This window comes from Lactococcus muris (assembly GCF_042849115.1).
Lineage (GTDB): Bacteria > Bacillota > Bacilli > Lactobacillales > Streptococcaceae > Lactococcus > Lactococcus muris.
Genome location: NZ_BAAFQO010000005.1, coordinates 100,301 through 112,391, shown reverse-complemented (window position 1 = coordinate 112,391; position 12,091 = coordinate 100,301). Strand labels below are relative to the sequence as shown.

The following is a 12,091-nucleotide window of genomic DNA, read 5'->3' as shown; positions in this document are numbered from 1 at the left end:
TTTTTATGAGAAATAGGGAACTGGAAATAAATATATAGAAAAAGTTACAGCCAAGGGAATTAATAGTTTTATGGGAAAGGGAAAAAGTTAGATTTTTCCCTATTTTCTTTTGAAAAAAGTTCTATGTTCTAAATTTTTTTATCTTGAATTTTTATAAGGGAGCTATTAGTATGGAAAGGTAGTGATGAATTTTGACTATAAATAATATTGAAGTAGGAGGTATGAATGAAGAAAAGATGCGACATCTCATGACGTATGACGATAAAGTCTAAACTAATCTTATAAAGGGGAGCGGATGAAAAATTATAAAGGTATCGTAGGAATAATTGTATTTTGGTTGCTTATATTTGCATTGGTACAGTATTTATCGATACAAAAAACGATTGAAACGAGCTTAACCAAGAGTGGGACCATAGCGCAGGGGATTGTGTTTTATGGTGCTTTCGTACTAATATATTTAGCCATACAAGTTTCTTTTGCGCATTTGGAGTTCTTACGCAAGAGAAAGCATAGAAAGTCAATAAGAAAAGCTGAGAAAATCACAGGGAGACATGAGAAAAAAACATTTGAAGCCTCGGTTTCGATTATTATTCCTGCTTACAATGAAGAACCAGATATACTTTATAGCTGCATTGACAGTTGCAGAAAGCAAAACATTGTCGACTTGGAGGTTTTAGTGATAGATGACGGGTCGGTTAATAGGCAGATATTGATTGATGAGGTGTATTCAAAATTTGATGAAGACTCGAAAGTTCAGGTTTTTTACCAAGAAAATAGAGGGAAGAGACATGCGCAAAAGCTTGGTTTTGACCATGCCAGCAAGGCACTGATTGTTACTGTGGATTCGGACACGATTATTCATGATTCTGAGGGTGTTTTGAAGTTAATTCAACCTCTAGAAAATGAAAAAGTTGGAGCAGTAACGGGAGATGTGCGAGTCGAAAACAGAAATGTAAATCTGGTGTCCAAGCTGATTAGCTACCGGTATTGGGTTGCTTTTAACCAAGAACGGGCAGCACAGAGCCTATGCTCAGTAGTCATGTGTTGCTCAGGCCCCTTTTCAGTCTATCGTGCTGAAATTATAGAGGAAGTCAAAGACAAATACATAGATCAGAAATTTCTAGGTTCCTACTGCACCTATGGAGATGATCGGCACTTGACCAATCTGGTCTTATCCAGAGATTGGCAGGTTGAGTATAACCCTTTTGCAGAAGCTTTCACTTATGTACCGACAAGTTTATCAGCCTATATTAAGCAGCAGGTGCGCTGGAATAGATCATTTTACAGGGAAATGCTTTGGACCCTTCCTTTCATTTATAAGAAAAATATTTACTTACTCTATGAGCTGTTTATGCAATTTATCCTGCCCATCTGCTTGCTGCTGACACTTATTTATATGCTTATCCTCACTAGATATCAGTCAACCTTTATTTATTTAAATAGTTATCTTGAAATACTGATACTTATAGCCCTTCTTCGTTCCCTGTATGGGATTTATAGGACGAAGGACCTTGGATTTATCCTATTTATCATCTATGGATTTATTCATATTACAATATTGGTCCCAGTACGCCTTTATTCCTTTTTGACACTTAAGTCAATAAGATGGGGCACGCGGTAAAATTATCAATGACGAATTAATAAGGAGAAAAGTATGAAGTTTTCAGTAATAGGTTTAGGATACGTGGGACTTTCCAACGCATTGTTGTTGGGGAGAAGGCACTCTGTTGTCGGATATGATATTAGTTGGAGCAGGGTGCAGTGTTTGCAAAATCAGCATTCTTACCTTGAAGATGAGGAAATTATTGAATCTCTTCACACGGAAAATCCAAGACTAAACTTTACGACAGATTTACAAAAAACTGTTGATTTTGCTGACTATATTATCATTGCAGTTCCAACGGACTACAATGATAAGCGAGGAGATTTTGATACAGGGTTAGTTGAACAGGTTATTGAAGATGTTTTAAATATCAAAAAGGATGCTGTTATCTTGATAAAATCAACTGTTTCGGTTGGTTTTGTAGATAAGGTGCGAAAAAAGCACAAAACTAAAAATATAATTTTTGTTCCTGAATTTCTAAGAGAGGGGCGGGCCTTATACGACTGCTTACATCCAACACGAATAATAGTTGGCGAGAGGAGCAAGCGTGCCTCGATGCTGGGGAATATTTTTAAAGAATGCTCCCTTGAAAAAGAAGTAGAAGTCTTGTTGGCAGGGAGTTCTGAAGCTGAAGCGATTAAGTTGTTTGCAAATACCTACTTGGCGATGAGAGTGAGTTTTTTTAACGAATTGGATACATTTGCAGCAAGTAAGCATTTAGATGCTAAAGAAGTCATTACAGGGATTGCCTTAGATGATCGGATAGGCAAATATTATAATAATCCTTCGTTTGGCTATGGGGGATACTGTTTACCCAAGGATGCTAAAGCCTTAAAGGCCAGTTACTCAAATATTCCTCAAGAAATTATCGGAGCAATTACACGCTCTAATGAACTGAGGAAAAAGTACATCGAAGATGAGATTTGTTCCAAAAATTCAAGAGTAATTGGAATATATAGGTTAACGATGAAAAAAGATTCAGATAACTTCAAAAATAGTGCACTCGTGGATATAATGAGGAGCCTCAAAAGAAAAGGAAAACGCATAGTTATTTATGAACCTTTGTTAGAAATTGATCACTTTGAGGGAATAAAGGTTGTTAATGATTTGATGGCTTTTAAAGCAGAGAGCGATGTTATACTGGCGAACAGATATGACATGTATCTCGATGATGTTCTTACCAAAGTCTATACAAGAGATGCTTTTCATACAGAATAGCTAAAGGTTAAGCTTTTCCGACAGCAGGCTTTGTTGTTTATGGAGAATCCTAGAGCTTCAGTATATACAAAGGAGTCCTTCTCTCAGATTTGTACAGAATGGAGAGGAGGATTTTTTATGTGCTCTTATTTTTTATCGCAGAAAGAAAAACTACTGGAAAATGGCAAGGCAAGTTTCAGCTAGATTAAGACTGATGAAATCACAGCTGTTCTGTAAACGTTTTGCACTCGTGTTCAGAATTTACTAAAATAGAAAGATATATTATAATATAGTGTGAGTGGTTTGCTAAAAGAGACTCGTTAGAATCTTTTGCAAGAGCGATGAAGTGGTTTCAACAAAGGAGGAAAAATTGCTTTTATTTGCTTTGTGAGTTCTGATTGTTTTCATTCTTTTTGGTTGATATAAGAATGAAAGAACAAAATAAAAAGTCAACAGGTTTTGTCCATGAGATAGAATCTTTTTTGAGTCAATATTAGAAAACCATTTATATTTATATAAAAAATTAAAAAACGGAGGAACTTTTTGTAATGAATGAAAAGATGAGCGTCAAAAAACTACGGCACAGAGCAGAGATGCCTTTACTCACCCTGTGTATAGTCCTCACTGTAGCTATTTGGAGTCTTCTTTTGTATGTTGTCTTAGTGGAGCATGCCTCACCAGCTGAGTGGACATTCCCCATCATCTTTGGAGCAGCTGCACCATTTATTCTTCTTCTCTATAGCTTTAAAAGGACATACTGGAAGACAGTTGTCAATGCAGTAGAGTTAACCGATAAGCAGTTCCCAGAAGTTTATGAGCTTTATGTACGTATTGCTAAGGATATGGGATTTGGTAGCGGAAAGGGAGCGATGTCGAATATCCCACGCCTCTATATGACAGATGGAAGTGGTACTCTTAACGCCTTTGCTTCAAAGTGCCAAGTGCATAAAGGTTATGTATGTATCAACTCTGACCTGCTAGAAATTGCTTATAGACATAATGATCTTTCAGGAATTGGTTTTGTTCTCGCTCATGAGTTAGGGCACATCAAGTGTGGCCATGTCAGTGCATGGCGTACTATAGCGCATCCGATGGCTAATCTTATAGGCCTAGGCCAATCACTGACCCGTGCTCAAGAATGGACAGCTGATCGTTGTGCCTACTATTACGCACCAGAAGGTAAAGAGTCCATGATGGTCTTGATTGCAGGAAAACACCTCTATAAGCAAGTTGATATGGATGAATACTTCAGAACAGTTCATAATCATAAAGGTGGTTTGTGGCTTAAACTTGAAAACTATCTCTCAGATCATGCCGTTGGTTATCGTCGCATGGAAGCCATCAAGGAAACTGAGGAAAAGGGCTGGGATGTACATGGAAAGATGCTCTAGTGAAAGAGAAGCGTTCAGACGTACTTGCCATCAAAAACAGACCATGAAATATTGTAAAAGTGAGAGCAAAGAAATGTATAGAAATCAGAGATTTTCTTGCTGAATATATTTTTTAAATGGTCTGTAGAAAATCTAGAATACATGGAAAGCCTTATTTCACATGATGTAGTCAAGGGAGAGACTTAAATTGGAGAACAAACTAGCAAATCAAACTATTTCTGGAGGCTTCATTTTTGTCATTGGAATGGCAATGTTTACTTTGTTAGGAAGTAACTATAGAAAGCCAATCCTGTTTGGCGCTATATATATCATAGCAATTATTGTTCAACTGATTCTAATGAAAAAAATACGAAGAGGCAGCAGGTCAATGAACAACAAAAAATGGGTCAACACTGCATTCATCTTCCTAGGAATAACCTGTTGGGCAAGCATATTTATAGGTTTAAATGTACTGGATAACTTAAATATCTTGTGGATACTACTATTATTGTTTGTAGGACTGCATTTTTTGTTTTTTATTCCTGCTAATGAAAACAAACATTGGAAAGCACAAGTAATTTTTGTAATTTTACTAGTATTCAATGCTTTACTAGGACTATTTTTATATTCAAATCAATTAGAAACTATTTTTATTATTGATGGTCTAATAAAGATGGGTTATGGGGCTTATATGGTCAGAGTTACTTATAAAGGCAGAACTTGTCATGAGTGAGCGTTTAAAAGTCTTGAAAGAGCGTGCTGATGAGTTGAATATTGGAAGAAAGAAGTAAAGTGACTATCTCAAAAAGAAGGAGGAGAAAGGAAATGACAGGATCTATTAAGTCGAATGTTGGTGTAGCACAAGATGCAGTATCTAGGTACAGAAATTCAAGAAGTGTCAGTTCTAAAACGAGTACGCTTGGAGAAAGTAATCTCTCTGGTATGAAAACAGCCATGCAAGTATCTAATAAAATCGTTGGAGATTTATTGAAATTGCAGTCAAGTGTGGAAAAACAAGCAGAAAAATTTCCGAAACTTGCATCAGCTATTGAACAACGTGACAAACAAGATGCTAACGTCCTTTTAAACAATACATCGGGGAGATAGAAAATGATAAAGGACAAGAATTATGAGAAACGCTATGAATATGACTTGAAAATAACAGAGGTTGAACAAAAATCAGAAGAATTACGTATTCAGGAGCGACAGCTCAGACAGTCGCTTGAAAATTTTAACAGCGAGATAACACAAAGTTTTCAGAGGTTAATGGAAATAGAAGACGAGCTGGAACGAAGAAATCACGGCAATAGTGGATATAGAGAAACAGAACAGAAAAGAAAATATATCACACAACTTATTGAAAATCAGCAAAAAGAACAAGCATTGCAATTTAGAAAAGCGAGTCAGCAATTAGAAGACGAGCGAAAAAATCTCATCAAGGAAAGGAGTCAATTATCATGGGATTGATTTATAATCCGAATGAGTCACGAGATTTGGTATCTAATTTTCAGGCAAATATTGCGACATGCGAACAAATCCTCAGTGATTTGAAAATAGGAAATACACACCTTATGGATGTTTTGAACAGTAACCAGTTAAGTGGTGCAGCATTTGTTGCAGGGCAAAGCCTGTTTGCGCAACTTGTAATCCCAACTGTGGCAAAAGCAAATACGGCAATCCTAGAGCTGAAAAAAAGATTACAGCAGTATGTGCAATACACAGGTGCAGCAGGGGGAGAGATTCTAGATGAGGATAAACTCAATCAACAACTTCAGGAATTGAAGAATCAGCAAAATCTATTGACGAGTCAAATTCAATCGTACCAGAACCAAGCACTACTCAATGAAAATCCTGAGCTGACAACAATGTATAATGACCATGCGACTGAACTGACAAATTTCATGAATGTTGTGCAAGGAGATATTCGGCAAGTGGAGGAGAAACTCAAAAAACTCCATGAGTTGGACATGAAGATTGCATCTTTGTTTAGTGGAATTGCAGATGAATTTTCTAAGGTGTCTGCGGTAATTAGCGCGTTGGGGAGTGGAAATTTTGATTCTGGTGGGAAATTTAATATCGGAGAAAAAAATAAGAATGCGTTATTAGACGTATTAACAGACTATGGAAGTGGTGCAGTGCAGGATGGTTTTTCTGAAAGAATAAGTGCATTCTTAGAAAACATGGATACAAGCATGCCGAGCTCTGAGTCATATCTACGTTTTTATACTAGCGGCAACCAATACTGGAAAAATATCCATGTTAATTGGGATGGAGCAGGTTATGGTAAGGCACTAGGGAATTCGTTGTTTAAAAAAGGTGTGCAGAAGGTAACGGTTGCCAAGTTTGGCGTGGGAAAAGCGAAAATTTCAGGTTTAGGAACACTAGGATTTGGAATTGACTATCTTCAAAATAGAAATGATGGAGAGAGTGTTGGAATGGCATTTACGCATACAGCTGCGACTACAGCAGTTAGTTCTGCTTTAGCTGCTGGAGCGGGAGCTGTTGTTTTTGGAAGTGTTGCGGCTACCCCTATTGGTTGGGCGATAGGTCTTGGAGTTGCTGCAGGAGTCCTTACTAAATTAGCATATGATAGTAATCTTTTGTATTTTCAAGACGGAGTAAAAACAGTTGGCAAAGCTGTTAATTCAGGAATAGAATCTATAAAATCAGTGTTTGGTTGGGGGAAGAAAAAACATGCTTAAACTTTTTTATTCTAAAATCCCCCAGTATTGTCTTGCTTCGGATGGAAAAAAATACTATTTGGTTGATTCAGATTCAGATTTATTCTCGAGATATATTATTTTTCCAAATAAATTTTCTCAAAAAGTTTATGAAATTGATGAAAAAAAATATGAAGCTCTTTTAAAAAATGTAGATACTATTGGAAGTAAAGGAATAAGTGTTATAAATATTTCTGCTATTACGTTACCTTTTGCTAGTATATTGTACATAATTTTTAAAATAGTTCCTGTACAGCTTATTGAGGAAAACTATTTTTTTGCCTTGGGTGCCTCAATAGTTATGGCGTTTGTGTCTTATAAAATTATGAATTTGTTTTTTAAGCACAGAAACATTATTTTCTTAAATTCTTTAAAGTCAAGAGAGAAACTTGTATTAAAGAATTTAGATAGTATAAAAACAAGAAAAATCTGGATAAATAATTTCCTACAAATAAGTTTATTTCTTTTGCTACCACTTTTTATATCAGCAAAAGAACATAATTTTTTGAGTATTTTACTTATATACTGTGGATTCATGATGTTTCAAATTCAACATAGAATGTTTTTTATTAGAGCATTATCATTAGGTCTTTCTTTTTCAATAGAGAGAGAAAAAGATTATAAATAATAAAATTTTAAGACAGATAAAGGAGAGAATTAAAAATGAAGACAGCAAAAATTTTACCAATCGGAACAATCGTGTATTTAAAAGAAGGAACGAAGAAATTAATGATTTTAAATCGTGCTTCTATTATTGAAAAAGACGGGGAACAACTTCTCTTTGATTATTCAGCAGCAATTTATCCAGTGGGATTAAATCCCGAGGAGGTACTTTATTTTAATAAAGAAGATATTGATGAAGTTGTTTTTGAAGGATTTAATGATGAGGAAGAAACGCGTTTTGTTCAACTTTATGAAGAATGGTTTGAAGAAGAAGGAAAGAAGATAAAAAAAGGAAATGTTAGTTCATTAGAAAACGAACGAAGTTTAGAGGACGAGCAAAGTTTCGGATTCTAAGTGCGAGTGTCTATTACCGCGAAAAATTTTCATGAGAAAATTAATATAATCTATTTAAATAAGTTCCATCTAAAAGATAGAACTTCAGACTGTAGACAAGGTCTCATGACTTTGTCTTTTTTGTTATGGTTTCCAGCTAGTTCTCCCTATATAGAAAGCAAGAAAACCATCCGTTCAACGGGTGGTTTTGACTAATATAAAAAAGCATGAATTTATCGTCTTTGGTGTACATATCCTCATTTTCATGACATTGATATTCTGTTTTACAAACCCTTAAAAGACTAAATATTGTTGAAAGTATATTGGGTAGCTATCTTGTATATTATAAACAACATTAAAAATTAAGTGTTTTTAAGTATTTAATTATAAAAAAATGAATTAAATATTTGAATTTGTTATATATTTATGTTAGATTATTATTGTTATTATTAAATTGTATGTGATATCATACTAGAAAAGAGGTATTTTATGATTTGGTCGTTAATTGTTGGAGCTATTATTGGTTTAATTGCAGGGGTCATCACTAAGGGAGGATCCATGGGTTGGATTGCTAATATACTAGCAGGCCTTGTGGGTTCTGTGGTGGGTCAAGCACTTCTAGGGAGCTGGGGACCTTCCCTAGCAGGAATGGCATTAATTCCTTCAATCATCGGTGCAGTGATTGTAGTTGCTGTAGTCTCCTTCATACTATCAAAAATGCGTCACTGAGTTAAAGAATCTAGAAAGGGGGATTTGTGTCATCTGGAAAGAAGTTTATATGTATAGTTCTTGATATTCTTCTACTTTCTATTGTAGTACCAACAGCGTGGGATTACTACAATCTGGTAAAGTCTAATTACAAGATGAGTTCTTCAAGTCAACTTCTCTATATTGGAGAATATGTACCAACCTATTTATTTTGGGGAAATGTTGTCTTAGCCCTTGTCTTAATTTTGGCTTTAGGTATTACTATATTTTATCCTAGAACATATATAGATATTACACTCTCAACTCAGAGTGGAAAGCTTACTTTAAAACGTTCTACTATAGAAGGGCTCGTTCGTGAAAAAGTCATTGAGAATAATTATCTAAAATTTCCTCGCATTCATGTAGTTCTACATAAGAATAGAATAGAAATTTATGTAAAGGGAGAAATTATCCCTCGAGTAGAAGTTACGCAGAAAGCTCAATTATTGGAACAAGAAATAGTCGATTATTTAAAAGTTTTCTTTGGGCTAGAGCAATCTCTAAAAATAAAAGTTAAGGTTAATGCAATGGAAAAAAAAGCGAATTCAAGGCACTCACTTGTAGTATAGGAGGTATCAATGGATTACCTGGAAAGATATCGATATCCAATTATCGGAGGCATTATTGACGGTATAGCAGCGGTTGTCATCTTCACAATTGGATCATGGAAAATGATTCTGCTTTTAATTTTAATAAGTCTAGGTGTAATGGCTGGTCCATTTTAAAAAAGACAGAAATCATTGATGTTGTTGAAGCTAATGTGACAGTTACAGATATCAAGATAAAAGAGCAACAGAAAAAAGATGAAATAACTGTTCAAGATCATGTTACTGATGCTGTTCAAACTACAGGAAAGTTTACTTCGAAACAAGTTGATAAAGTTGAAGATGTAGCATTTGAACAGGGGAGAGTGGAATAATAAGCTAAATTTTTACATAACATATGGTATATATTCAATAAAAAAGTCATTAGAGTAATCTTAATGACTTTTTTATTTCATCATGCAAGTTAACTAAAGCATAGCCAAACAAAAGTCCATTGTTTTTCGACTATACGTAAAAATTTTCAAACTACTCACTGTCAAATTCTTTTTACACCTTCTTTTTTTGAAAATATAAAAAAATCGGCTTATAATGAAAGAGGATACATATCTAAAAAATGTCGAATTTTCAATAAAGATTTAAAAATATTAAGGAGGGCTTATGAAAGTTTCAATATTTTCTACTTGTGTGATGGATCTCATGTTTCCACAAGTTGGAATTGCAATGGTTGAAGTCCTAGAACGTTTGGGGATTGAAACAGACTTGCCAGAACAACAAATTTGTTGTGGACAACCTACCTATAACTCGGGATTAGTTAAAGAATCCATGCCTACAATCAAAAATCAGATTGATGCTTTTGAGTCTTCTGATTATGTGGTGGGTATAGCTGGATCGTGTTCGGGGATGTTTACAGAGTATCCACATATGTTCGATGAAGGTGATCCTTATAAGCAAAAAGCTATTGATTTAGCGAATAAATCCTACGAATTCACTCAATTTCTTTATCGGGTGCTAGGTCTTGAAGATCTTGGAGCCACATTTAATGGCGAGAAGGCAACTTATCATCGTTCTTGTCACATGACCCGCATTTTAGGGGAACGAGAAGCACCTTTTATCCTATTGGATAAGGTCAAGGGGCTTGAGCTTCTTCCGCTGCCTCATTTAGAAAATTGTTGCGGTTTTGGTGGAACTTTCTCTGTTAAATCTCCTGAAATTTCAGAAATGATGGTTGCCGAAAAAACAAGAGATATCTTGTCAACTGGTGCTGAAATCTTGATCTCTGCTGATTTAGGTTGCTTAATGAATATCGGCGGGAAATTGAATCGTGACGGAAAGAAGATTAGAGTCATGCATATTGCTGAAATTTTAAACACCAATGTTGACTTAGAAAGAATAGATGTTATCAAAAATCCAGCATTTATAAAATAAATAGGAGGAGAAAATGGGCCTTTCAACAAGTACAAAAACTTTCGCTGAACGTTTAGAAGAGAGTAAAAAAGACCAGTTTGCCAAAGCTGCAGTGGCAAAAGCACAAGATGCTCAATGGGACAAACGAGAATCTGCACGTAATGAGCTAGGAAATTGGCAGGAATGGCGCAACATTGCTGAATCTATTCGTCAACACACTTTAAAGTATTTACCACACTATCTAACCGAATTTTCGGATAATGTAGCCGCTCGTGGCGGACATGTCTTCTTTGCTGCTGATGCTAAGGAAGCAAATGAATATGTGAAACGTATTATTCTTGAAAAAAAGGCTAAAAAGATTGTCAAATCAAAATCAATGGTGTCCACTGAAGTAGATATTGATCCAATGCTCGTCTCGCTAGCTGATGATATGGAAATTTTAGAGACAGACTTGGCCGAATTTATTTTGCAACTCGCTGACTGGGATGAGCCTTCGCATATTGTTTTTCCAGCTTTACACAAAAATCGTGATCAAATTCGTGAAATTTTTGCTAAAAAACTTGGGTATAAAGGAGATAATAATCCTGTTAATCTTGCTCGTTGTGCCCGTGATGCCATGCGTAAGCTTTTCTTGAAATCTGAAGTTGGCATCACCGGTTGTAACTTCGCCATTGCCAATACCGGTGACATTAATTTATCTACCAATGAAGGGAATGCTGATTTAACGATTTCTATTCCTAAAACACAGATTGTGTTAATGGGAATGGAACGAATTGTACCGTCTATCAAAGAAGCTGAAATTTTGGACAATATGCTTGCGCGTTCAGCTGTAGGTCAAAAATTAACAACTTATGTCACTTTTGCTGGTCAAAAAGCCGAGGATGAATCTGATGGACCGGAGGATTTTCATGTTGTCATTATTGATAACGGCCGTTCAAATGCGATTGGAACTGCTTTTGAAGCAGTCTTACAGTGCATCCGCTGCGGCGCTTGCTTAAATGTTTGCCCTGTCTATCGTCAAATTGGTGGTCATGCTTACGGCTCTATTTACCCTGGTCCGATAGGTTCCGTTCTCTCTCCTGTTTTGGGAGGTTATGAACAATATGGTGATTTGCCATATGCTTCTACCTTATGCGGGGCTTGTACAGAAACCTGTCCCGTAAAAATTCCTTTGCATGAACTTTTGATTGAACATCGTAAAGTCATGGAAGATGATTTGTCAATGCATCACGACGGCTCTTTTGTAAATTTTGAAATGAATATGATTGGAAAAGGAACAAGTAGTCCAGCAATGTTTGGAATGGCAATGAATATGGCACATACGGGGCTCAATATGTTACCTAAAAATAAGGAAGTAAGCGTTGGTGGTTCCTTGTTTAAATACGGTGCCGTTAGAAAAGCACCTGCTCTAGCCAAAGGTTGGACGGATGTTCGCGACTTACCTATAGCTCCTCCTCATAAAGAACAGTTTCGTCACTGGTATAAAAAACATAAGGCAGGTAAATAAAA

General features: G+C 35.7%; 14 protein-coding genes and 1 pseudogene. All 15 read left to right on the top strand.

Annotated elements, in window-relative coordinates:
* The first annotated feature begins 295 nt into the window (after positions 1-295).
* The 15 genes and pseudogenes from ACGHCK_RS04520 to ACGHCK_RS04450 all read left to right on the top strand — a co-directional run bounded on the left by ACGHCK_RS04520 (position 296) and on the right by ACGHCK_RS04450 (position 12,089).
* Entirely contained in the window at positions 296-1,621 is a 1,326-nt protein-coding gene (locus tag ACGHCK_RS04520; RefSeq protein ID WP_251420943.1) for a glycosyltransferase, read from the top strand.
* Positions 1,622-1,654: 33 nt separating this feature from the next.
* Positions 1,655-2,821: a nucleotide sugar dehydrogenase gene (locus ACGHCK_RS04515; protein WP_271328106.1), complete on the top strand. Its 1,167-nt coding sequence runs from the start codon at positions 1,655-1,657 to the stop codon at positions 2,819-2,821.
* 527 nt (positions 2,822-3,348) lie between these two features.
* On the top strand, positions 3,349-4,191 hold the full coding sequence (locus ACGHCK_RS04510) for a M48 family metallopeptidase (RefSeq protein ID WP_202231303.1): 843 nt from the start codon (positions 3,349-3,351) through the stop codon (positions 4,189-4,191).
* 187 nt (positions 4,192-4,378) lie between these two features.
* Positions 4,379-4,903 carry a DUF6609 family protein gene (locus tag ACGHCK_RS04505; protein ID WP_251420942.1) on the top strand — a complete coding sequence of 175 codons (525 nt, stop codon included), beginning with the start codon at positions 4,379-4,381 and terminating at the stop codon, positions 4,901-4,903.
* Positions 4,904-4,995: 92 nt separating this feature from the next.
* On the top strand, positions 4,996-5,277 hold the full coding sequence (locus tag ACGHCK_RS04500; protein ID WP_202231305.1) for a hypothetical protein: 282 nt from the start codon (positions 4,996-4,998) through the stop codon (positions 5,275-5,277).
* Between the two features lie 3 nt (positions 5,278-5,280).
* Entirely contained in the window at positions 5,281-5,637 is a 357-nt protein-coding gene (locus tag ACGHCK_RS04495; RefSeq protein ID WP_202231306.1) for a hypothetical protein, read from the top strand.
* Positions 5,628-6,872 carry a hypothetical protein gene (locus ACGHCK_RS04490; RefSeq protein WP_271328107.1) on the top strand — a complete coding sequence of 415 codons (1,245 nt, stop codon included), beginning with the start codon at positions 5,628-5,630 and terminating at the stop codon, positions 6,870-6,872. Before ACGHCK_RS04495 ends, ACGHCK_RS04490 begins: the two co-directional genes overlap by 10 nt.
* A complete protein-coding gene (locus tag ACGHCK_RS04485) occupies positions 6,865-7,518 on the top strand; it encodes a DUF443 domain-containing protein (RefSeq protein WP_251420940.1) in 654 nt (217 codons plus the stop codon). The genes ACGHCK_RS04490 and ACGHCK_RS04485 overlap by 8 nt, the downstream gene beginning before the upstream one ends.
* Before the next feature lie 35 nt (positions 7,519-7,553).
* Positions 7,554-7,907 (top strand): DUF4176 domain-containing protein, encoded by a 354-nt coding sequence (locus ACGHCK_RS04480; protein WP_251420939.1) that lies wholly within the window; start codon positions 7,554-7,556, stop codon positions 7,905-7,907.
* Between the two features lie 468 nt (positions 7,908-8,375).
* The gene (locus ACGHCK_RS04475; RefSeq protein ID WP_251420937.1) at positions 8,376-8,615 is read left to right on the top strand and encodes a GlsB/YeaQ/YmgE family stress response membrane protein; all 240 of its coding nucleotides are present in this window, start codon (positions 8,376-8,378) and stop codon (positions 8,613-8,615) included.
* A 26-nt stretch (positions 8,616-8,641) separates the two neighbouring features.
* Positions 8,642-9,202: an alkaline shock response membrane anchor protein AmaP gene (amaP, locus tag ACGHCK_RS04470; protein ID WP_271328108.1), complete on the top strand. Its 561-nt coding sequence runs from the start codon at positions 8,642-8,644 to the stop codon at positions 9,200-9,202.
* A gap of 9 nt (positions 9,203-9,211) precedes the next feature.
* The gene (locus tag ACGHCK_RS04465) at positions 9,212-9,358 is read left to right on the top strand and encodes a DUF2273 domain-containing protein (protein ID WP_251420932.1); all 147 of its coding nucleotides are present in this window, start codon (positions 9,212-9,214) and stop codon (positions 9,356-9,358) included.
* A 14-nt stretch (positions 9,359-9,372) separates the two neighbouring features.
* Positions 9,373-9,552 (top strand): annotated as a pseudogene (locus ACGHCK_RS04460) (Asp23/Gls24 family envelope stress response protein); the annotation flags it as partial.
* Between the two features lie 283 nt (positions 9,553-9,835).
* Positions 9,836-10,603: a (Fe-S)-binding protein gene (locus ACGHCK_RS04455; protein ID WP_202231313.1), complete on the top strand. Its 768-nt coding sequence runs from the start codon at positions 9,836-9,838 to the stop codon at positions 10,601-10,603.
* A gap of 13 nt (positions 10,604-10,616) precedes the next feature.
* Positions 10,617-12,089, top strand: a complete 1,473-nt coding sequence (locus tag ACGHCK_RS04450; RefSeq protein ID WP_251420930.1) for a LutB/LldF family L-lactate oxidation iron-sulfur protein — start codon at positions 10,617-10,619, stop codon at positions 12,087-12,089.
* The last annotated feature ends 2 nt before the right edge of the window (positions 12,090-12,091 follow it).

Bases quoted from the DNA above. Each gene is read 5' to 3' on its own strand.
- ACGHCK_RS04515 (WP_271328106.1), top strand. From the start codon at position 1,655: ATGAAGTTTTCAGTAATAGGTTTAGGATACGTGGGACTTTCCAACGCA.
- ACGHCK_RS04495 (WP_202231306.1), top strand. From the start codon at position 5,281: ATGATAAAGGACAAGAATTATGAGAAACGCTATGAATATGACTTGAAA.
- ACGHCK_RS04455 (WP_202231313.1), top strand. From the start codon at position 9,836: ATGAAAGTTTCAATATTTTCTACTTGTGTGATGGATCTCATGTTTCCA.
- ACGHCK_RS04500 (WP_202231305.1), top strand. From the start codon at position 4,996: ATGACAGGATCTATTAAGTCGAATGTTGGTGTAGCACAAGATGCAGTA.
- ACGHCK_RS04465 (WP_251420932.1), top strand. From the start codon at position 9,212: ATGGATTACCTGGAAAGATATCGATATCCAATTATCGGAGGCATTATT.
- ACGHCK_RS04450 (WP_251420930.1), top strand. From the start codon at position 10,617: ATGGGCCTTTCAACAAGTACAAAAACTTTCGCTGAACGTTTAGAAGAG.
- ACGHCK_RS04475 (WP_251420937.1), top strand. From the start codon at position 8,376: ATGATTTGGTCGTTAATTGTTGGAGCTATTATTGGTTTAATTGCAGGG.
- ACGHCK_RS04480 (WP_251420939.1), top strand. From the start codon at position 7,554: ATGAAGACAGCAAAAATTTTACCAATCGGAACAATCGTGTATTTAAAA.
- ACGHCK_RS04490 (WP_271328107.1), top strand. From the start codon at position 5,628: ATGGGATTGATTTATAATCCGAATGAGTCACGAGATTTGGTATCTAAT.
- ACGHCK_RS04485 (WP_251420940.1), top strand. From the start codon at position 6,865: ATGCTTAAACTTTTTTATTCTAAAATCCCCCAGTATTGTCTTGCTTCG.
- ACGHCK_RS04510 (WP_202231303.1), top strand. From the start codon at position 3,349: ATGAATGAAAAGATGAGCGTCAAAAAACTACGGCACAGAGCAGAGATG.
- ACGHCK_RS04520 (WP_251420943.1), top strand. From the start codon at position 296: ATGAAAAATTATAAAGGTATCGTAGGAATAATTGTATTTTGGTTGCTT.